This window comes from Magnetovibrio sp., from assembly GCF_036568125.1.
Taxonomy (GTDB): domain Bacteria; phylum Pseudomonadota; class Alphaproteobacteria; order Rhodospirillales; family Magnetovibrionaceae; genus Magnetovibrio.
On record NZ_DATCTF010000004.1, the window covers coordinates 104,048 to 124,246 of the forward strand.

23 protein-coding genes are annotated in these 20,199 nt (G+C 56.7%); 17 read left to right on the forward strand and 6 right to left on the reverse strand.

From position 1 onward, the window contains the following. The first annotated feature begins 119 nt into the window (after positions 1 to 119). From VIN96_RS00925 to VIN96_RS00935, 3 genes are read left to right on the forward strand one after another with little or no spacing between them, the layout of a single operon-like run. The gene (locus VIN96_RS00925; protein ID WP_331893534.1) at positions 120 to 2,168 is read left to right on the forward strand and encodes a thioredoxin domain-containing protein; all 2,049 of its coding nucleotides are present in this window, start codon (positions 120 to 122) and stop codon (positions 2,166 to 2,168) included. 10 nt (positions 2,169 to 2,178) lie between these two features. Next, positions 2,179 to 2,634: a methylated-DNA--[protein]-cysteine S-methyltransferase gene (locus VIN96_RS00930; RefSeq protein ID WP_331893535.1), complete on the forward strand. Its 456-nt coding sequence runs from the start codon at positions 2,179 to 2,181 to the stop codon at positions 2,632 to 2,634. 12 nt (positions 2,635 to 2,646) lie between these two features. Further along, positions 2,647 to 3,639: a quinone oxidoreductase gene (locus VIN96_RS00935; protein WP_331893536.1), complete on the forward strand. Its 993-nt coding sequence runs from the start codon at positions 2,647 to 2,649 to the stop codon at positions 3,637 to 3,639. A 70-nt stretch (positions 3,640 to 3,709) separates the two neighbouring features. On the opposite strand, the gene rho is transcribed toward VIN96_RS00935, so the two are convergent. From rho to hemE, 4 genes are all read right to left on the reverse strand, one after another. Next, the gene (gene rho / locus VIN96_RS00940; RefSeq protein WP_331893537.1) at positions 3,710 to 4,966 is read right to left on the reverse strand and encodes a transcription termination factor Rho; all 1,257 of its coding nucleotides are present in this window, start codon (positions 4,964 to 4,966) and stop codon (positions 3,710 to 3,712) included. 268 nt (positions 4,967 to 5,234) lie between these two features. After that, the gene (hemJ, locus tag VIN96_RS00945; protein ID WP_331893538.1) at positions 5,235 to 5,687 is read right to left on the reverse strand and encodes a protoporphyrinogen oxidase HemJ; all 453 of its coding nucleotides are present in this window, start codon (positions 5,685 to 5,687) and stop codon (positions 5,235 to 5,237) included. Between the two features lie 71 nt (positions 5,688 to 5,758). Next, the gene (gene hemH / locus VIN96_RS00950; protein ID WP_331893539.1) at positions 5,759 to 6,826 is read right to left on the reverse strand and encodes a ferrochelatase; all 1,068 of its coding nucleotides are present in this window, start codon (positions 6,824 to 6,826) and stop codon (positions 5,759 to 5,761) included. A gap of 18 nt (positions 6,827 to 6,844) precedes the next feature. Further along, complete coding sequence (gene hemE / locus VIN96_RS00955) at positions 6,845 to 7,876, reverse strand: uroporphyrinogen decarboxylase (protein ID WP_331893540.1); 1,032 nt, start codon at positions 7,874 to 7,876, stop codon at positions 6,845 to 6,847. Between the two features lie 463 nt (positions 7,877 to 8,339). Between hemE and VIN96_RS00960 the strand changes: the two genes are divergently transcribed. The 6 genes from VIN96_RS00960 (at position 8,340) to dnaQ (ending at position 12,492) form a co-directional block, all read left to right on the forward strand. After that, entirely contained in the window at positions 8,340 to 9,158 is an 819-nt protein-coding gene (locus tag VIN96_RS00960) for a pyruvate, water dikinase regulatory protein (RefSeq protein WP_331893541.1), read from the forward strand. Further along, entirely contained in the window at positions 9,145 to 9,738 is a 594-nt protein-coding gene (locus tag VIN96_RS00965) for a nucleoside triphosphate pyrophosphatase (protein ID WP_331893720.1), read from the forward strand. Before VIN96_RS00960 ends, VIN96_RS00965 begins: the two co-directional genes overlap by 14 nt. Before the next feature lie 115 nt (positions 9,739 to 9,853). Continuing rightward, positions 9,854 to 10,213 (forward strand): CZB domain-containing protein, encoded by a 360-nt coding sequence (locus tag VIN96_RS00970; RefSeq protein WP_331893542.1) that lies wholly within the window; start codon positions 9,854 to 9,856, stop codon positions 10,211 to 10,213. 69 nt (positions 10,214 to 10,282) lie between these two features. Beyond that, on the forward strand, positions 10,283 to 11,152 hold the full coding sequence (locus VIN96_RS00975; RefSeq protein WP_331893543.1) for a shikimate dehydrogenase: 870 nt from the start codon (positions 10,283 to 10,285) through the stop codon (positions 11,150 to 11,152). 3 nt (positions 11,153 to 11,155) lie between these two features. After that, positions 11,156 to 11,782 carry a dephospho-CoA kinase gene (coaE, locus tag VIN96_RS00980; RefSeq protein ID WP_331893544.1) on the forward strand — a complete coding sequence of 209 codons (627 nt, stop codon included), beginning with the start codon at positions 11,156 to 11,158 and terminating at the stop codon, positions 11,780 to 11,782. A 32-nt stretch (positions 11,783 to 11,814) separates the two neighbouring features. Beyond that, positions 11,815 to 12,492, forward strand: coding sequence for a DNA polymerase III subunit epsilon (dnaQ, locus tag VIN96_RS00985; RefSeq protein WP_331893545.1), 678 nt, complete (start codon positions 11,815 to 11,817; stop codon positions 12,490 to 12,492). Between the two features lie 58 nt (positions 12,493 to 12,550). Here dnaQ and secB read toward each other — a convergent pair whose 3' ends face one another. Both secB and VIN96_RS00995 read right to left on the reverse strand, forming a co-directional pair. Next, entirely contained in the window at positions 12,551 to 13,072 is a 522-nt protein-coding gene (gene secB, locus VIN96_RS00990; protein ID WP_331893546.1) for a protein-export chaperone SecB, read from the reverse strand. Positions 13,073 to 13,213: 141 nt separating this feature from the next. Continuing rightward, entirely contained in the window at positions 13,214 to 13,726 is a 513-nt protein-coding gene (locus VIN96_RS00995) for an FxsA family protein (protein WP_331893547.1), read from the reverse strand. 175 nt (positions 13,727 to 13,901) lie between these two features. Here VIN96_RS00995 and VIN96_RS01000 point away from each other — a divergent pair, with 175 nt between their 5' ends. The 8 genes from VIN96_RS01000 to VIN96_RS01035 all read left to right on the forward strand — a co-directional run bounded on the left by VIN96_RS01000 (position 13,902) and on the right by VIN96_RS01035 (position 20,190). Further along, positions 13,902 to 14,615 (forward strand): Tim44/TimA family putative adaptor protein, encoded by a 714-nt coding sequence (locus VIN96_RS01000; protein WP_331893548.1) that lies wholly within the window; start codon positions 13,902 to 13,904, stop codon positions 14,613 to 14,615. A gap of 74 nt (positions 14,616 to 14,689) precedes the next feature. Further along, positions 14,690 to 15,862: a murein transglycosylase A gene (locus VIN96_RS01005; protein ID WP_331893549.1), complete on the forward strand. Its 1,173-nt coding sequence runs from the start codon at positions 14,690 to 14,692 to the stop codon at positions 15,860 to 15,862. A gap of 89 nt (positions 15,863 to 15,951) precedes the next feature. After that, positions 15,952 to 16,695, forward strand: coding sequence for a (Fe-S)-binding protein (locus tag VIN96_RS01010; RefSeq protein WP_414675580.1), 744 nt, complete (start codon positions 15,952 to 15,954; stop codon positions 16,693 to 16,695). Next, positions 16,692 to 18,128: a lactate utilization protein B gene (locus VIN96_RS01015; RefSeq protein WP_331893551.1), complete on the forward strand. Its 1,437-nt coding sequence runs from the start codon at positions 16,692 to 16,694 to the stop codon at positions 18,126 to 18,128. Before VIN96_RS01010 ends, VIN96_RS01015 begins: the two co-directional genes overlap by 4 nt. Continuing rightward, entirely contained in the window at positions 18,125 to 18,802 is a 678-nt protein-coding gene (locus tag VIN96_RS01020; protein WP_331893552.1) for a LutC/YkgG family protein, read from the forward strand. The genes VIN96_RS01015 and VIN96_RS01020 overlap by 4 nt, the downstream gene beginning before the upstream one ends. Beyond that, positions 18,786 to 19,352: a Smr/MutS family protein gene (locus tag VIN96_RS01025; RefSeq protein WP_331893553.1), complete on the forward strand. Its 567-nt coding sequence runs from the start codon at positions 18,786 to 18,788 to the stop codon at positions 19,350 to 19,352. The genes VIN96_RS01020 and VIN96_RS01025 overlap by 17 nt, the downstream gene beginning before the upstream one ends. A 56-nt stretch (positions 19,353 to 19,408) precedes the next feature. Further along, positions 19,409 to 19,744, forward strand: a complete 336-nt coding sequence (locus VIN96_RS01030; protein ID WP_331893554.1) for a multidrug efflux SMR transporter — start codon at positions 19,409 to 19,411, stop codon at positions 19,742 to 19,744. Between the two features lie 62 nt (positions 19,745 to 19,806). After that, the gene (locus VIN96_RS01035) at positions 19,807 to 20,190 is read left to right on the forward strand and encodes a helix-turn-helix domain-containing protein (RefSeq protein WP_331893555.1); all 384 of its coding nucleotides are present in this window, start codon (positions 19,807 to 19,809) and stop codon (positions 20,188 to 20,190) included. The last annotated feature ends 9 nt before the right edge of the window (positions 20,191 to 20,199 follow it).

The following is a 20,199-nucleotide window of genomic DNA, read 5'->3' on the forward strand; positions in this document are numbered from 1 at the left end:
TTAAGGGTTGTAACATGGCTTTGCTCACACAAAGTAAGCAAGCAGGTACCGTTGTGCAACGGTGCCACGATTGCATGGTGAATTCATATTCAAATTCGCAATACATAAGGCGATCAATCATGCCCAAGAATAGACTGGCCAACGAGTCCAGCCCCTACCTGCTGCAACATCAGGACAATCCCGTCGACTGGTACCCTTGGGGCGAAGAGGCATTACAGGCAGCGCTCGCCACCGGCAAACCGATCTTGCTGTCGATTGGGTATTCGTCGTGCCATTGGTGCCACGTCATGGCTCACGAGAGCTTTGAAAATCCCGAAATCGCCAAGCGCATGAACGATCTGTTCATCAACGTCAAGGTCGATCGGGAAGAACGCCCCGACCTGGACGTCATTTATCAGTCCGCGCTCAATCTCATGCGCCAGCCGGGCGGGTGGCCCTTGACGATGTTTTTGACCCCCGACGGCGACCCGTTTTGGGGCGGCACCTACTTCCCCCCCGAAGAACGGTATGGACGGCCTGGATTTATGCAGGTGCTAGAAGGCATCGCCGGGGCCTGGAACGACAATTCGAAACAAGTGATCAGCAACGTCGCCGTCATCCGCGAGGCGCTCGAAGCACTGTCGACCTCACGCACAGGCAAAGAGCTGGATATGGCAACGGTCGACGAGGTCGCCGACGGCGCCTTGCGCATGATCGATCCGGCCTTGGGCGGCTTTCGCGGCGCGCCGAAGTTCCCCCAGGCGCCGATGTTACATCTGCTGTGGCGGGCGTGGCGCCGCACCGGTCTGGAACTCTATCGCGACGCGGTGACCAACAGCCTCGACCACATGTGCCAGGGCGGCATTTTCGATCACATCGGCGGCGGCTTCGCCCGCTACTCCACCGACGAAAAATGGCTGGTGCCGCATTTTGAAAAGATGCTTTACGACAATGCCCAGCTGATCAGTCTGATGGCCGACGTGTGGAAAGAAACTCGTTCACCGCTGTACGAAACCCGCATTCGCGAAACCATCGACTGGGTTCTGCGCGAGATGAAAGTCGAAGACGGCGGGGGTCTGTTCGGTTTCGCCTCCGCGCTCGACGCCGACACGCTCAACGACGATGGGCATAACGAAGAAGGGCGCTTTTATGTCTGGACCCAAGACGAAATCGACCGCCTGCTCACCGATATGGCGCCGCTGTTCAAACAGACCTATTCCATCACGCAGCGCGGCAATTGGTCCGAAGGCGGCCCCGGCGCAAACGTGATCGCACGCCTAAAACCCTACCCCGCCGATCCGGCGATCGAAGACATGCTGGGATCGGCTCGCACACTTTTGTTCGACGTCCGCAATCAACGCCCCAGGCCCGGGCGTGACGACAAGGTGCTCGCAGATCTCAACGGTTTGATGATCCAGGCGCTGACCAAAGCCGGCTCTGTGTTCAAACGTGCCGATTGGATCGACGTGGCGAAGACCGCCTTCGCCTTCGTCTCCAAACACATGGTTCAAGATGGACGCCTGAGGCGCAGTTGGGCACAAGGCGCGGCGCGCCACAATGCCGTGCTAGACGACGTCGCGCACATGAGCCGCGCCGCACTACATCTTTATGAAGCCACCGGCGAAGATACATACCTTGCGCAATGCGAGGCCTGGGTTCACCAAGCCAACACACTGTTCTGGTGCGCTGACGATGGCGGCTTTTGTTTGAGCGCGCGTGACGTCACCGATGTCATCACCCGCACACGGTTGTGCGCCGACAACGCCGTTCCCAGCGGCAACGGAACCATGGCCGATGTTTTGGCGCGGCTTTATCTGATAACAGGTGAAAACGATTATCGCGTGCGCGCCGAAAACGTAATCCATGCCTTCCCGGCTGAAAACGCCAACGCGGTCGCCAACATGCCAACTTTGTTGAACGCCTTCGAACTGCTCAGCGAAGGCGCTCAAGTCGTCGTCGCCGGAATCAACGGCAACGCCACTGCGTTGATCGAGGCTGCGTTCGGCGCACCCAGCACCCTGCACGTGCTGATTCGCACCGATCCGGACAATACCTATGCCCCGGGACATCCCGCGCATGGAAAAACACCTGTCGACGGCAGGGCCGCCGCCTATGTATGCCGGGCGGGAACGTGCTCTGCCCCGGTCATCGACGAGCATGCCTTGATCGCCCAGCTCAAGGGGCTGTAAAGTCCACGCCATGGAAACGCTTTGCATCAAGACACCGGTCGGTGAGCTCACCTTGTTCGAGGACGGCGGGCAAATCGTCGCGCTCGATTGGGGTCAAGGGCTCGATACCCCACGCACCAGCAAAAATCCCGTGCTCAGCCAGGCGGCCGAAGCCCTGCGGGACTACTTTCGCAGCGGCGATGAGAACTTCAAAACACTGCCGCTTGATCCCGGCGGCACCGAATTTCAACGCCGAGTGTGGAAAGAGATGCAAAAGATCAAACCCGGCAAGGTGAAAACCTACGGCGAGATCGCCAAATCCTTGAATTCATCGCCACGCGCGGTGGGCAATGCCTGCGGCGCCAACCCCATACCCATTCTCATTCCCTGTCACCGCGTGGTCGGGCAAAGCACGCTCGGCGGTTACACCGGTGACGGCGGACTGGATACCAAAACCCAACTGTTGCGCCTTGAAGGCTACCTTTAGGAGACCTCCCACATGAGCTCGGCCACCACATGCAAAGCCGTTCGTCTGCACGCTTACGGCGGACCCGACGTGCTGAAGTACGAAGACATCACGGTCAACGATCCGGCAGCCGGTGAAATCCGCATCCGCCATACCGCCATCGGTTTGAACTTCATCGACGTCTATATGCGCACCGGACTTTACCCCTTGGCCGATTTCCCCGTCACCATCGGCATGGAGGGCGCGGGCGTGGTCGACGCCATCGGCGACGGCGTCGCGGATCTGCAAGTCGGTGATCGCGTCGCCTATGCGGCACAACCGCCGGGATCTTATGCCCAGATGCGCACCATCGCGGCCAACCGCGTGGTCAAGCTACCCGACGCCATCGGCGACAAAACCGCTGCGGCGATGATGTTGCAGGGCCTGACCGCACAGTATCTGTTGCGCCAGACGTATCGGGTCGAGGCTGGAGACACCATTTTGATGCACGCCGCGGCGGGCGGCGTTGGCTTGATCGTTTGTCAGTGGGCCAAACATTTGGGCGCCACCGTGATCGGCACCGTCGGCAGCGCAGCCAAAGCCGATTTGGCCAAGGCGCATGGTTGCGACCACACCATTTTGTACCGTGAAGAAAGCTTCAAAGACCGGCTTATGGATCTCACCGACGGGCGCGGCGTCAACGTGGTTTACGATTCCATCGGCAAAGACACCTTCATGGACAGCCTGGGCTGCTTGAAAAAACGCGGCACCATGGTGACGTATGGCAACGCGTCCGGTCCGGTGGAACCGTTCCAGCCGGCGTTGCTCGGCAAAATGGGTTCGCTCTACGTAACCCGGCCGACGTTGTTCGATTACATTGCCGAACGCGAAAACCTGGTCGCCATGGCCGATGAACTTTTCGACGTTGTGACATCGGGCATCGTCAAAATCGAGATCAATCAGGAATATCCGCTCGCCGACGTGGCCCAGGCGCACACGGATTTGGAAGCGCGTAAAACCACAGGTTCCACGGTTTTGATCCCATAACGTCATCACCGACGAAAAAGCCCCGGCCCTCTTCATCGAGAGCCGGGGCTTTTTTCGGATGAAACCAAGTTTAGGTGTTCATGGTGTCGAAGAAATCATTGTTGTTTTTGGTTTCGCGCATCTTGCCCATGAGGAATTCCATCGCGTCGGTGACACCCATCGGCATGAGGATGCGACGCAACACCCACATTTTCGACAGCGTGCCCTTGTCGACCAGCAACTCTTCCTTACGCGTGCCCGACTTGGTGATGTCGATCGCTGGGAAGATGCGCTTGTCGCTGACTTTGCGGTCCAAAATGATTTCCGAGTTACCCGTACCCTTGAACTCTTCGAAAATCACTTCGTCCATGCGCGAGCCGGTATCGATCAACGCGGTGGCGATGATGGTCATCGAGCCGCCCTCTTCGACGTTACGCGCCGCACCGAAGAAACGCTTGGGACGTTGCAGCGCGTTCGCGTCGACACCACCGGTCAACACTTTGCCGGAGCTTGGCACCACGGTGTTGTAGGCACGCGCCAGACGGGTGATGGAATCCAACAAGATGATCACGTCGCGTTTGTGTTCGACCAGACGCTTGGCCTTTTGAATGACCATTTCCGCGACCTGCACGTGACGTGCGGCGGGCTCGTCGAAGGTCGAGCTGATGACTTCGCCTTTGACCGAACGAGCCATGTCGGTGACTTCTTCGGGGCGTTCGTCAATCAACAGAACGATTAGATAGCTTTCGGGATGGTTGGCCGCAAGCGCATGAGCGATGTTTTGCAGCATCACCGTCTTACCGGTGCGCGGCGGGGCCACCACCAGGGCGCGCTGACCCTTACCGATCGGCGTGATCAAATCCATGATACGCCCGGTGTAGTCTTTGCTTTCGGGGTTTTCGACTTCCATGGTCAGGCGCTCGTCGGGATAGAGCGGCGTGAGGTTGTCGAAATTGATGCGATGGCGCACCGCGCCGGGATCTTCGAAGTTGATGGTGTTGACTTTCAACAGCGCAAAATACCGCTCGCCATCCTTGGGGCTGCGAATTTCGCCTTCCACGGTGTCGCCGGTGCGCAACCCGAAACGCCGCACCTGGCTGGGCGAAACGTAAATGTCGTCGGGGCCCGGCAGATAGTTGGCTTCGGGGCTACGCAGAAATCCAAAACCGTCCTGCAAGACTTCCAACACACCTTCGCCGTAAATGGATGTGCCTTGTTCAGCCAGTCGCTTGAGAATGGCGAACATGATGTCTTGCTTGCGCAACGAACTGGCATTTTCAATTTCCAGCTTTTCGGCGAAAGCGAGCAGGTCTGCGGGTGATTTCTGTTTGAGTTCTTTGAGATTCATGTCTGAACCTGTCTTTGGATCGTGAAAGGGAAAGATGAGGCCGGATAAAGTTGGCGGAGAGCCACGCGGCAAAAAGGAAAAAATTGGAAAGACGTCTGGTGGAGGTGGGATGGTGTATTCAGACGGGGTGGCGGCTACTTATAAAAACTTAAGTCCACTTACAGTGAATCAAAAGTGCGAGCCGCTTGAAATACACGAACATCAATACCCGAAGCTGGAATTGAAGTCAAAGCCGATTTGTTGTGAGCAATAAAGGTGTTGAAGAGCCTCAAAACGGTTTAACGATGACAATAATCACAATTGCAATCATCAACACGGTCGGAACTTCGTTGGAAATCCGATAAAAGCTTTCCGGCTTTTGGTTGTCGTCACGCTCGAAGGTTTTACGCCATTTGGCCAAAAACATATGAAAGACGGTCATCAACACGACCAAGGTCAATTTGGCGTGAACCCAAGCCTCAGTCCAGGCGTCGAGACTGTACATCATCCACAATCCGAAAATCCACGTGCAGATCATTGCCGGGTTCATGATTGCGCGCAACAAGCGCCGTTCCATGATTTTGAACGTTTCCGACTGGTTGGATCCCACTTGCGACTGGCAGTGATATACGTACAACCGCGGCAAATAGAGCAACCCAGCCATCCAGGCAATCACCGAAATGACGTGCAACGCCTTGACCCAGTTGTAGGCATCACCTTCAAGCAGCAGGTTTTCAAGCATGGATGGACCCTTTGAGCCGTCGTTTATTGATCTTTGTTTTGCACTGGCCAGGAGTTTACCCGTTCCAGCGTTTAGAGCAAGCCCATGGGACAAGCTTTTGCATCCTTGGCGCAGATCCGTGCCGTCGATCCGCCGGGACACAAGCTCAGCTGTTGATCGAGCGTGCTTTGAACTAAGTTGGACAAACCCTTTATAAAAGCCTCATGGGTTGCAACCGCCGGAACGCGGACATAAGTCTTCACACCCACTTCATCAGCTAAGTGTTTGTATTCTATATCTAATTCTACAAGAGTTTCGGAATGCTCGGACACAAATGCAATCGGCAATACCACCAGCGCCACGCCATCGCGACCAGCGCGACGAATTTCGTCATCGGTCGAAGGTCCGATCCATTCCAATGGTCCGACCCGGCTTTGATAACTGACCAACCACTCATCCAATTCAACACCTTGGGTTTGCAGCTCTGCAACAATGGCCTCCGCCCCTTGTTGCACATGTTGGGGATAGGGATCGCCCTTTCGGTCGACAATTTTTTTCGGCAATCCGTGAGCTGAAAATAAAATCCGTACTGGGCCTTGGCCAGCAAGTGCGCGGGCTTTATCCAACGCTACCTTCAGCAATTCCGTCTGTGCCGCGACCAAACCAGGTTCCGTCGGATAACAGCAAATTCGTTGATTGGGTACGCGCAGGCCCACTGCGGACGCCGCCCGATCCCAATCCAAAAACGAGCTTTCACTGGTGGTGGTGGAATACTGGGGATAGAGCGGCAGCATTACGATGTGATCGGGATTGAACGCCTTAACCTCTTGGGCAACGGCATCGCTCATCGGATGCCAATAGCGCATGCACACGAAAGCCTGAACGTCGACATCGGAAAAATCACGGCGAAGTGCCGTTTCCAACGCGCGGGCCTGTTCATTGGTCAAATCCAACAGCGGTGATTTTCCGCCGATGTGTTTATAGATGTCTTGAGCCAGGGGCGCGCGGCGCTTGGAAATCAATTTGGCCAACATCCAGCGAAACGGCTGCGGGACGGTGATAATCGCCGGATCCATGAACAAATTGAAAAGAAACGGTTCCACCGCCTCCAACCGATCCGGGCCGCCCAGATTGTAGAGAACGATCGCCAAACGTTTCATGGATATCCCCAAATCTGATTAGGCTTCGCCGCGCACCAAAGCACACAAACGCTCGACGTGTTCCGGCGGGGTTTGCGGCACGATTCCGTGGCCGAGATTGAAGATAAAGGGACCTTGACCCAAAATTTCAAGGATGCGCGCAACCTCGCGCTCCATCTGCTCGCCACCCGCAACCAACAACAGATTGTCCAGCGTGCCCTGAACCGTCGCCAAAGGTTGTAGCACGTCGCGCGCCCATTCCAGCGGCACGGTGTGATCGAGACCGATGCCATCGACCTTGGTTTCGCGGATGTAGGCTTCGTAAAGCGGTCCCGCACCACGGGGAAACCCAATGATCGGCACGTTCGGGTGCACGGCTTTGACCCGCTCGACGATGCGCGCCATCGGTTCGATCGACCATTTGTAAAACTGTTGTTCCGACAACACACCGGCCCAGCTGTCAAACACCTGCAGACATTCGGCGCCACGGTGCACCTGTTCGATTAAATACATCGATGTGCTTTCGACCAACATGTCGATCAAGCGCTGGAAAAACGCCGGATCGGAGTACGCAACCGACCGAACGTCTTCGTAATTTTTACTTCCCTTGCCTTCGACCATGTAAGTCGCGACCGTCCACGGCGCCCCAGCGAAACCGATCAAGGCGGTGGTGTCGGGAATTTCCTGCGAAAGGCGACGCACGGTTTCGTAAACCGGCGCCAAATGCTGGTGTAAATTGCTAAGATCAAGCGTCGCTTCCAACTGAGCTTCGTTTTTAATCGGCTCAAGCTGGGGGCCCTGTCCGGACACAAATTCGACCTTTTGGCCCAAAGCGTCGGGAATCACCAAAATGTCGGAAAACAAAATCGCTGCGTCAAAGGCATAGCGCCGCAACGGCTGCAACGTCACTTCAACGGCCAAATCTGGGGTATAACAAAAATGCAGGAAGTTGGTCGCTTGGCTGCGGATCTCGCGATATTCGGGCAGATAACGCCCCGCCTGTCGCATGAGCCACATGGGCGGAGGGTTGAGCGTTTCGCCTTGAAGAGCCTGAAGGAAGCGTTTGGTCACGTTTGATCAATCCTGATTTTCGAAGAGTTATCCCGTTTTCGAGTGCCCCTAACAAACAATATATTTAGATAAATAAAAAGGATGTTGTTGTTGTAGTGACGTGGATATCGGGGATTTCTTTTTGCCCCGGAGTTTTCCCGGCTTTCATGCACAGCCCCTTTTCAACCGATCTCGATGATGGTGAAAAGCCTCTGCATAAGATTTTGTTAACCATGAAAACAGCGCTAAAAACGGATAAAATGAAAGTTGTGAATTATGGGGATCGGTTTGAGCATCCGGTGCCAAACGATGAGATGTCCAGCCGTCGTGGAGAATGTTGTACACTGAGGGCCAAGAGGCTAAAAAGAACCAAGTTATACAAGCATAAATGCCAATCTCGCATTCGATGCGATTTTGTCCACATGTTTTCCCGGCTGAAAAAGCCCTGCGTTCGACACGATAGACTTAAAGGCCTTGGGCTCACATGACGTCATTGATCTTACATAAAATTTCCGACAGCACCGGTGAAACGCTGGATGTGGTCGCGCGTGCATGTTTGGTTCAGTTTCCCGACGTCAAAGTGATCGAAAAACGTTGGACCATGGTCCGCAATCAAGCTCAAGTGAATGAAATCCTGAGTGAAATCGAGGCCAACCCGGGCTTTGTCATCTTCACTTTGGTCGATGACGACTTGACGGAAAAGCTGGTGCATGGATGTAAGAAATTCAAAGTCCCGTGTATCGATTTGCTCAATCCGGTGCTAGGTCAACTCGGAAACTACTTGGGTGTCGAACGTGAACACCGTCCCGGCAGCCAGCATGTCATGGATGCGGATTATTTTTCCAAGATAGCCGCTCTGCACTTCGTTTTGGCTCACGATGACGGTCAGTCCATGCACGATATCGACGATGCCGATGTTGTGTTGATGGGCGTGTCGCGCACCACCAAAACGCCGACGTGTATTTATCTCGCCAATCGCGGTATCAAAGCGGCGAATGTGCCGATTGTGCCGGGTATGGCGCTTCCCGACGAGGCGCTACGCGCCAGTCGACCATTGATCGTCGGTCTGACCAAAGATCCGCGCCGGTTGGTGCAAATCCGCCGCCAGCGCTTGAAAATGCAGGGTCACACCGAAGAAACCGATTATATCGATCCCGATGCGGTGGCCCAGGAAATGCGTGAGGCCAAGCGCCTGTACGCCGAACACAATTGGCCGGTGATAGACGTCAGCCGCAAATCGGTTGAAGAAACCGCGGCGACCATTTTGCATCTGTACAACGAACGCCTCGATGCGGCCTCCTGAGATCGTATTGGCGTCAGCCAGTACCGCACGAACACGCATGTTAACAAACGCAGGTGTACGCCACTGCTGCGATCCAGCCGATATCGATGAAACTTCGATCAAGCAAAATTGGCTAGGTTCCCCGCAAGGTCTGGCGCAAAAGTTGGCTTTTGAAAAAGCCCGTGTCGTGAGTTTACGCCATCGTGGGGCTTTGGTGATCGGTTCGGATCAAATTTTGGCGCTGGATGACGAAATTTTGGACAAACCGGGCAGCGTCGAAGCTGCCGCCGAGCAGCTCAGGCAGTTGCGGGGACACACGCACCGTTTGATTTCAGCCGTAAGCGTGGTTTGCGACGATCAAGAGTTGTGGACCTACAGCGACCATGCCGATTTGAGCATGCGTGATTTTTCAGATGTTTTTTTACATGACTATCTGGACCATGTCGGTGCGGACGTAACTTCAAGCGTTGGCGCGTATCATTTGGAAGGGCTTGGTGCGCAACTTTTTCAAAGTATCGAAGGCGACTTTTTTACCGTGTTGGGAATGCCGTTGATCGCATTGTTGAACTTTCTACGCCACAAGGGTGCCCTGACTCTCTAATAGGTAGAATATTTTTTATGAAGCGCTATTATTTCGTTTGACCTTCCCGCAAATGGAACCTTTAGGGTGCCGAAAGCACAGTACGTATGTGTATTAATGGTGGGGGGGCACCGTTTTGGCGATCTTGCATTTTCACGAAGCCGTCGAACAGCATCATAAATGGTTGGATCGGTTAACTGCCGCGCTTCAGGACTCTCTAGACGATTTTCATGAACGCGAAATCGTTCACGATGACGCATGTGTCATTGGCCAATGGCTGTATGGTGACGGATTGGCGTTTGAAGGTCTGGCGGAATTCAAAAAAGTAAAAGAACTGCACAAGGAACTTCATGCCATCGCCGCCAAGGCCTGGATGCGAAAAGTCCAGGGCAACCTCGATGACATTCAAGAATGCCTGAATGAGATAAAGGAGGCTGGCCACGCATTATTTATGTCGTGGAGCGAGTTGAATTTGCAAATCGGCGCGCTCGATTGATCACAAAAGTTCGTTTATGAATTCATTTTCCGTATGCCGACTGGGCACGGATATCCTTATACTGCGCTTATGACTGAAACACCCCACACCACCCAATCGTCCTTTCGCCGAGCCGGCGTCATTGGTTGGCCCGTTGACCATTCTTTATCGCCGCGGGTACATGGCTTTTGGCTTCGTCAATATGGGATTGATGGCGAGTATGTTCGCATTCCCGTCCCGCCAGAAGATTTTGCTCGACAGTTGAAAAACTTGCGCATTGACGGTTTTGTCGGTGCAAACGTCACCGTGCCGCATAAAGAAGCCGCACTGGCGGGCGTTGATGAAGTTCACCCACTGGCCCAACGCATCGGTGCCGTTAACACCGTGGTGGTGCGTGAAGACGGCTCGCTTTATGGGTTCAATACCGATGGTTTCGGTTTTCTGGAAAATTTGAAAGCCGGCTTCGCCGACTTCTCTGCGTCTGCTGGACCCGCCGTCATCTTAGGTGCCGGCGGTGCCGCCCGCGCGGTCATCGTCGCCTTGTTGGATGCCGGAGCGCCGGAAATTCGTTTGCTCAACAGAACCAAAGAACGCGCCGAACAGTTGGCCGATCAGTTAAGCGGGATCGGATCCGGTGTTGTGCTGGTCGGCGATTGGAATAAGCGCGCCGACTATCTGGACGGCGCAAGCCTGCTCGCAAACACCACCACCCTGGGTATGAAGGGCCAAATGCCGCTCGACATCGATTTGTCTGCATTGCCGCAAACAGCGCTGGTCAATGACATCGTTTATGCACCGCTGGAAACGGATTTACTGGCGCGGGCGCGGGCGCGGTCCAACCCGACGGTCGATGGCCTTGGTATGTTGTTGCATCAAGCCCGCCCTGGCTTCGAGGCTTGGTTTGGTCGTATGCCGGAGGTCACCGAGGCCCTTCGCCAGCACGTTTTGGCCGGTGTGTAGGCGATGTTTATTCTGGGTCTGACCGGTTCCATCGCCATGGGAAAAACCTGGGGAGCCAGGTGTTTTCGACTTCAAGGCGTGCCGGTGCACGACGCCGATGCATGTGTACATCAATTAATGGGCCCGGGTGGTGCGGCAACCCCACGGGTTGCGGCTGCATTTTCCGATGTGCTTGATTCAAAAGGCGGCATCGATCGCCAGAAGCTCGCACAGCGAGTACTCGGTAACGACGGCGCGTTGAATAGATTGGAAGCTATGCTTCATCCATTGGTGCGTCTGGATCAACGGCGGTTTTTGCGCCAGTGTCAGGCCAGGGGTGAAAAATTGGCGGTGTTGGATATTCCGCTTTTATATGAAACCGGCGCGCGCGCGCGGCTTGATGCAGTGGTGGTGATGTCCGCGCCCCCGTTCATTCAGCACCAACGGGCGTTGCGTCGTGCGGGGATGAACGAGCAAAAATTCCAAGCCATCATCGCGCGCCAAACCCCTGATGAGGTTAAGCGTCGACTGGCCGAATTCGTCGTTACGACGGGCTCGACACGTGGGCAATCCTTGCGCCAAATCGCGAACATCGTCAAAGTGTGCAGGTCGCTGAGGGGTCAAACATGGGGCCCGAACTGGGTTCGATAATCAAAACCGTCCCATCCGAACAGGAAAAATGCATGCGCGAAATCGCCCTCGATACCGAAACCACCGGCCTCAATCCCAAATCGGGACATCGAGTCGTCGAAATCGGCTGCGTGGAGATGATCAACCACGTCGCCACCGGTGAGGTTTATCACGCCTACATCAATCCCCAGCGCGACATGCCCGAAGAGGCTTTTAACGTTCACGGCCTGTCCGAGGAATTTCTGAAAGACCATCCAGTGTTTGCCGAGGTCGCGGACGCATTTTTAGACTTCATCGGCGATGCTCCGTTGGTGATTCACAACGCCGCGTTCGACATGGGGTTTTTGAACTGGGAACTGGAAAATCTCGGTAAGCCAACCTTGGATATGGCCCGCGCCATCGACACGGTGCAAATGGCGCGCAAAAAATTTCCCGGCGCACAAGCAAACCTGGATGCGCTGTGTCGCCGCTTTGGGATCGACAATTCAGACCGACAACTGCACGGCGCGCTGCTGGATGCGCGGCTGTTGGCCGACGTCTATCTGGAATTGAAAGGCGGCCGCCAAACCGGCCTTGGTCTCGGGGTCGAAGAGACGGTCGAAAGCGAAACGGAAATTCGCGTTGAAAAACGCCAACAGCGCGATGCGCGCGTATTTGCGCCCACACCCGAAGAGATTGCCGCGCACGAAGCGTTCATAGGAACGCTGAAAGACCCGATCTGGAAGCTCTAAACAAAAAACGCCCCCGATTGGGGGCGTTTCTTTTTAGTGGTAGCTGCGACTGCCGGCTTTAAGCGTTTCCTTGGGTCGTGGACAAATCATCGACGGTTTTCTGTGCGTCCTGAACTTGTTGCGCCAAATTCGCCTGATACATCGCGGCGAAATCGATCGGCTGCAAAAGCAGCGGTACAAAGCCGCCGTCGCGAGTGGCGTCGGCCATGATGTTGCGGGCAAACGGGAACAGGATGCGCGGGCATTCGATCAGCAGCATCGGCCCCAAGTGTTCCTCGGGTACGTTAATGGTGAATACACCACCGTATTTCAGTTCGACGATGAAGCCGACCTTGCCTTCGAGCTTCAGTTCCGAGCGCATGTCCAAAACCACTTCGAACATGTTGTTGGCGGCTTGACCTTCGATACGAGCGGCCTGAACGTCCACGTTGACATTGACGTCTGGCTGCTTGTTTTGCAGTTCGGCCAAAATACCCGGCGCGTTGGGTGATTCAAAAGACAAGTCCTTGATGTACTGGCCGTTGACCGCCAGGACCTGCTGTTGGGCGTTGGCGCCGCCGGTTTCGGGAGTGTCGCTCATGGGATATGTCCTCTGATACCTGAATATTGATAAAGAACAGCGGAAAGACCGCATGTGTTCGATAAAACTCGCCGATTGTCGGCGCAAAACCTGGATCTTTCGCTAACACGGATTGCTGACGTGAACAAGGCTGCAGCCGTTTTAGGGGCGATCTTTGGGTTCGCTGTCCGCACTTGGTGGGTTTTTGGTGATGGTGACATCTTGATAGTCGACTTCAATGACATCGTCGCTTGCGTCACTGTCGGGTGATCGGTTCTGGGTGCTGTGCCAATAAAAATATTGTTGTCCGCTGTGGCGGGCGGCCTGCATGCGGCTGACGATCAGGCGCTTAAGCGCGGCGCGCAGCGGCGGGGTGAACAGCAAAAAGCCGATTGCATCGGTAAAAAAACCAGGCGTCAGCAACAAAATCCCGGCCGCCAACAAACAAAACCCGTCGAACACGGGATCTATCGGTGGCTCGCCGCGATCGAGGCTGTCTTGCAATCTCGTCAAGGCGCTCAGACCCTGGTGACGCAACAGCGCGGTGCCCGCGATGGCCGTCAAAACCACCACCGCAATGGTCGGCCACAACCCGATCGCCCCGCCAACTTGTATGAACAGCGCGATTTCGATCAGCGGTACGCCAATAAACCCGGCCAATAAAAGCAAAGCCATATTATTCCTTATGCCTTGCCCTTCCATTGGCATCGGCCTATCTAACGGTTATCGTGAGGTGATGATCTGCGTATAGTCATCGTACGATAGCCTTTTTAATCTAGGGCAGATGTGGGGTCCAGTTCGGGGCCACGCAACCCAGCCCGGCCCATGGACATAAGCGACGGATAGCGGCATGCAGTTTTTCGACATTATTCTTTTTGCCCTGATTGCCATCTTCTTGGTTTTGAGGTTACGCAGCGTGTTGGGCAATCGCGATGGCCATGAAGGCGGGTACGGCGATGTGTTCAAACGCGACCAGGATGCCAAGGCTGAGCCTCGCGACGACAATGGAAATGTGATCGAGCTGCCCGGCGCGCGCACAGCCGACAGCGATCTCTTCGGTGACGAAAAACCCGTCGAGAAAGCCCAGCCACAAGAGGACCTGCCCGAAGGTCCGCTTGGCGACGGCATCCGCGCCATCCGCGAGAACGACCCAAGCTTTACCACCAAGGACTTTATCGGCGGCGCCAGCATGGCGTTCGAAATGATTTTGAACGCCTACGCCGACGGCGACACCAAGACGTTGAAAAACTTGCTCAGCAGCGATGTGTTCGCAGGGTTCGAACAGGCCATATCCGAACGCAACGCCGAAGGCCAAACGTTGCAGGAAACCCTGGTTGGTATTTCCAAGGCCGAGGTCGTGGAAGCTTATATGGACGGACGCGATGCTGTCGTAACGGTGAAATTCGTGTCGGAACAAATTAGCGCGCTGTTGGACAGCGACGGATCGGTCATCGACGGGGATCCCACCAAGGTCGTAGAGGCGACGGATTTTTGGACTTTCTCGCGTCCGGCGAAATCGCGTAACCCCAACTGGTTGCTGGTCGGCACCGGCAGCCTGGAATAGGGCCTGCCTTCATGAGGACATCGGCCCTTTTATCCGCGTTCGCGCTCCTCGCGTTGACCGCCGGGTGCGCGCCGATGCCTGCCTCGCCCACCCTGCCCGCCTCGCCCCAGGCGGAAACCGGGCCCGAACCCAAGGTCGAACTGCGCAGTTGGACCTTTTCGGCCTTGCCCGGCTGGTCTTCGGATAAACACGGCGAAGCATTGGCCGCGTTTCAAAAATCGTGCGCACGTATGATGACGTTGCCGCACAATCGCAACGTAGCTGCCAACGATGCCGCGCCGGGCGGCATGGTGCAAAATTGGCAAGGTCCATGCGGCGCGGCCAAAACGGTTTCGGTTGGCGATCACGCCCAAGCCAAGCGGTTCTTCGAAACGTGGTTTGTACCCTACGAGGTCGCCGACGTCGGCGATCCCGAAGGTCTGTTTACCGGCTATTACGAGCCTGAGCTCAACGGCGCTTGGAACCGCGGCGGACCTTATCAAACCGCGCTTTACGCCCGTCCCGACGATTTGGTCAGCGTCAGCCTGGGTGCGTTTGACGACGAACTGGGCGGCAACACCATTTGGGGTCAGGTAAGTGATGGCAAGCTGGTGCCCTACGCCGACCGCGCCCGCATCGAAGCGGGTGAGGTCAAGGGATTGCGCCCATTGCTGTGGGTCGACGATCCTGTCGATGCGTTTTTTCTTCATGTCCAAGGTTCGGGGCTGGTGAAGCTGTCGGACGGATCCTTTGTGCGGGTCGGCTTTGCCGGCAAAAACGGCCGCACCTATAAATCCATCGGCCGGGTGCTGATCGACAGCGGCGAAATCCCCGCCGACCGCCTGACCATGGACGCCATTCGCGATTGGGTGCATGCCCGTCCGGTTGCAGGGCCGGAGCTGCTGCGCAAAAATCCCAGCTACGTGTTTTTTCGTCTGTTGGACGGCATCGGCGACGGCGACGGTCCATTGGGCGCACAAGGCGTATCGCTGACGTCGGGACGCTCGCTGGCAGTGGATCGGCGCTATCTGCCGTTGGGCGCGCCGTTATGGTTGATGACCCACGATCCATTAGACGCAAACAGGCCGTTTCAACGTCTGATGATCGCGCAAGACACCGGCGGGGCCATTCGCGGCGTGGTGCGCGGCGATATCTTTTTCGGTCACGGCGCGGACGCCGGTAAGCGTGCGGGCAATATGAAACGGCCCGGACGATACTTCATCCTGCTGCCGCTGTCGGTGGTGCCGACCCTGGCCGATAACCGATAACGCTTGAATTGGGACTGTGCCGGGCACACAGTAGCGCTATGAATGATACTTTACCTCCCCAGCCCCGTTTTTCTAAGCCACGCGTCGGATTGTTTGTCACCTGCCTGGTCGATTTGATGCGTCCGTCGGTCGGGTTCGCCGCATTGCGGCTGCTGGCGCGCGCGGGCGCCGAGGTGGTGGTGCCGGACGGGCAAACCTGCTGCGGCCAACCGGCATATAATTCCGGCGATATGAAAAACGCGCGCAAGCTGGCTCAAAACGTGATCGAGGCCTTTGCCGATTTCGATCACGTGGTCGCGCCATCGGGATCGTGCGCCGGCCAGATCGTGCATCACTATCCAAAACTGTTTGCCGACGACCCTGACTGGCGCAGCAAAGCCGAAGACCTGGCCACGCGCACGTTCGAACTGACCGCCTATTTGGTCGAACATCTCGACCTAAATGATAGTGGCGCGGTGTTTCACGGCAGCGCCACCTATCACGACAGCTGCGCGGGCCTGCGGGAGCTTGGGATCAAGAAACAGCCTCGCCACCTATTGGCCACCGTCGATGGACTGATATTGAACGAACTGGAAGAGTCTGAAGCATGTTGTGGTTTCGGCGGTTTGTTTTCGATCAAGTATCCCGACGTGTCGGGGGCTATCGTCGACAAAAAAGCCGATCGCGTCGAAAAGGCTGAGGCCGATTTGCTGCTCGGCGGCGACCTCGGTTGTTTGATGAACATGTCCGGTAAGCTCAGGCGGCGGGGTTCGGGGGTGCGGGTCTTTCACGTCGCTGAGGTGCTCGCCAATATGACCGATGGCCCCGCCATCGGTGAGGATGTGGACGCATGAGCCAAGATCCGCACTGTCACGATTTTCAAAAAGGCGCGAAGAAGGCACTGGACGACGAACGCTTGCAGACCCTGCTCGGGCGTACGCTCGAAAACGGATTTCAAAAAAAACGTCTTCAGGGCATGGCGCGATTGCCGGAATACGACCGGCTGCGCGATCAGGCGCGCGATCTGAAAAACCATGTGCTCGATCACCTGGATATGTATCTGGCCCGTTTCGAAACCGAGGTCATGAAGGCCGGCGGCCATGTGCATTGGGCCAGCGACGCGGCCGAAGCGCGCGAGATTATCGTCGAGATTTGCCGCAAGGCCGGCGCCAAGACGGTCAGCAAAGGCAAGTCGATGATCGCCGAAGAGATCGGCCTCAACGACCACCTGATCGCCAACGCCATCACCCCGGTGGAAACGGACTTGGGCGAGTACATCATTCAGCTGCGCAATGAGCCGCCTAGTCACATCATCGCACCCGCGTTTCATATTTCGAAGGAACAGGTCGCGGAAACGTTTTTGGAAAGCCATCCGCACCTCGACCCTGCGCGCGATCTCTCGGAACCAACTGCGCTGTTGAGCGAAGCCCGCGGTGAGTTGCGCGAAAAATTTCTGCGCGCCGACGTCGGCATCACCGGGGCGAACATTTTGGTCGCCGAAACCGGAACCGCGATGATCGTCACCAACGAAGGCAATGGCGATCTAACGCAAAATCTACCGCCGGTGCACATCGCTTTGACCTCGATCGAAAAGGTGGTGCCGACGTTGGAGGACGCGACCCTGATTTTGCGCCTGTTGGCGCGCACCGCGACGGGCCAGGAACAAAGCGTCTACAACACGTTCTTCACCGGCGCCAAGCGCCCGAGCGACATAGACGGGCCAGAACAGTTCCATGTGGTGTTGTTGGACAACGGCCGTTCAGAGCTGCTGGGTTCGGAGTTTCGCGACATCTTGCGCTGCATCCGTTGCGGTGCGTGCATCAATCATTGCCCGGTGTATGGCGTAACCAGCGGCCATGCCTACGGCTGGGTCTATCCCGGTCCGATGGGTTCGGTGCTGACGCCGTATTTCGTCGGTATCGAAGAGGCCCACCCGTTACCAGGCGCTTCGACGTTTTGCGGGCGCTGCGAAGAGGTCTGTCCGGTGCGCATCCCCCTGCCCCAACTGTTGCGCAGTTGGCGGGTGCGTGCGTTTGAGCGCAAATTGCCCGGCGGCGCGTCCGGCGTTGTGCAACGTATAGCGCTTGGAGGTTGGGCGATGTTGGCACGGCGGCCGTGGCTGTACCGTCCGGCGATGAGTCTCGGTGTGGGGCTCTTGCATAAGCTGGCGGGCGGCAGAGGTGCGTTTCGCCGTTTGATCGGCGCAGGCGGTTGGACCAAAGCGCGCGATCTTCCCGCGCCCCAAGGCGGCACGTTTCAATCCAGATACCGCAAGGGGGAACGATGAGCGCGCGCAAAGACATCTTCGCCCGCCTGAAGACGACGCTGGATCGGGTGCACAATCCGACGGTGCGCTATTCGCGCGCCGATCGGTATATCCAAAAGGGCGGATCGCACCTGATCCCCGAACGCGGCCGCGCCGACGGTGCTGCACGGACCGCGCTGTTCGTATCCGAAGCCGAATATGCGGCGGCCGACGTACGCCGCTTGGCGCGTCTCGACGATGTGCCGGACGTGGTGAAAGGGATCTTGAACGAGGCTAAAATCGGCGCGGTTAAGATCGCACCCGACGATAGATTGCAAGCAATGGACTGGTCGGGTATCGAGGTCGCCTTTGGTCGCGGCGTAGGGTCGGACCATGCCGGTTTATCGTTCGCGTATGGCGGGGTTTCTGAGACAGGTACCTTGGTGATGACCTCGAGCGCCCAGTCGCCGACGACGTTGAACTTCCTGCCCGACGTGCATATTGTTGTGGTCCGCGAAGAAACGATCGCGGCCAATTATGAAGAGGTGTGGAATCTCCTGCGTCAGGACGCCAAACCCGACACCCCGCGCCTGCCGCGCACGGTCAACTGGATCACCGGCCCGTCGCGCACCGCGGATATTGAACAAACCTTGTTGTTGGGTGCGCACGGTCCGCGCAAGTTGATAATTTTGCTGATCGATGCCGAAATCTCGTAAACCCCGTCCACCAAAAAAGAAAAAGGCAGAAACGCCCGAGGATGACCTGAATCTGTGGCGCGCCGTGGCGCAAACGGTCGAACCCTTGAAAGGCCGTGACGTTCCGCCGGAAGATTTCGGCGCCAAGCCACCGGCGAAATGCCGCCCGTCCCTGCCCGTCGTCCGCCCTGAAACACCGCCGCCGATGCTCAGGCCACTGCCCGAGCTGACCCACGAAGATCAGCCGGGTTTGGACAAAGCCACCGCAAAACGTATGCGCCGCGGACAGGTGCGGCTTGAGGGGCGCTTGGATCTGCACGGCCAAACCCAGGCCGAGGCGCACCGCGCATTGGATGCTTTTTTGGACGCGGCCTACATGGTGGGCAAGCGCGAGGTGTTGGTGATCACCGGCAAGGGCACGCGGGCGGATGGCTCGATCGGTGTTTTGCGCGAACAGGTGCCGCGCTGGCTGAGCTCGTACCCCAACCGCGCCAAGGTGGTTGCATTCAGTTATGCCTCGCCCAAAGATGGTGGCGTAGGGGCGCTGTACGTGCGCCTGAAAAAGCGCTAACAGTTACCTTATCCCCTTGATACTTTGAGTATTTCGACATTTCAGGAGTTTGTCTAATGCACCCCTACGCTCTGTTGGGCCTTGCGATATTCGCCGAAGTGGTCGGTACGTCGGCGTTGAAGGTGTCCGAAGGCATGTCCAAGCTGGGTCCCGTGGTGCTGGTCGTTGTGGGCTACGGACTGTCGTTTTGGCTGCTATCGTTGACGTTGCTGAGCATGCCGGTGGGCTTGGTTTATGCGATTTGGAGCGGTGTGGGCATCGCCGCCATCGCCCTGATCGGCCAGTTTATGTTCGGTGAAACGCTCACCCTGGGCTCGATGCTTGGCATGGGCTTGATCATTGCCGGGATCGTGGTGTTGCAGATGTCGGGTACCGGCTCAGCCGCGCACTGATCCATTTGACGGGAATTTAACCACTTATCGCTAACCTCAGCCCCACGGATCGAGGAGCTGCGATGACGCCGTTTGGGGAAAAAATGCGAACCTTGCGCGATGCCAAGGGGGTATCGCAAAAACAGATGGCCACGGCACTGGGTGTGTCCGGGGCTTATTTGTCGGCGCTGGAACACGGCAATCGTGGCCGTCCCGGTTCCGGTCTGATCATGCAAATCTGTGATTATTTCGGCCTGATCTGGGACGACAGCGAAGAGCTGAAACGTTTGGCGCGCCTGTCTCATCCGCGCGTCACGGTGGACACCGCCGGGATGAGCGCCAAGGCCACCGAACTGGCCAACGAGCTGGCGGAATCCATCGGCGATCTGGACGAGCCGACGCTGCAATGGATCCTTGACGAAATCCGCGCCCAGAAGCTCGCCAAAAGCTCCGGACCGGCCTATTGAACCGTCCTT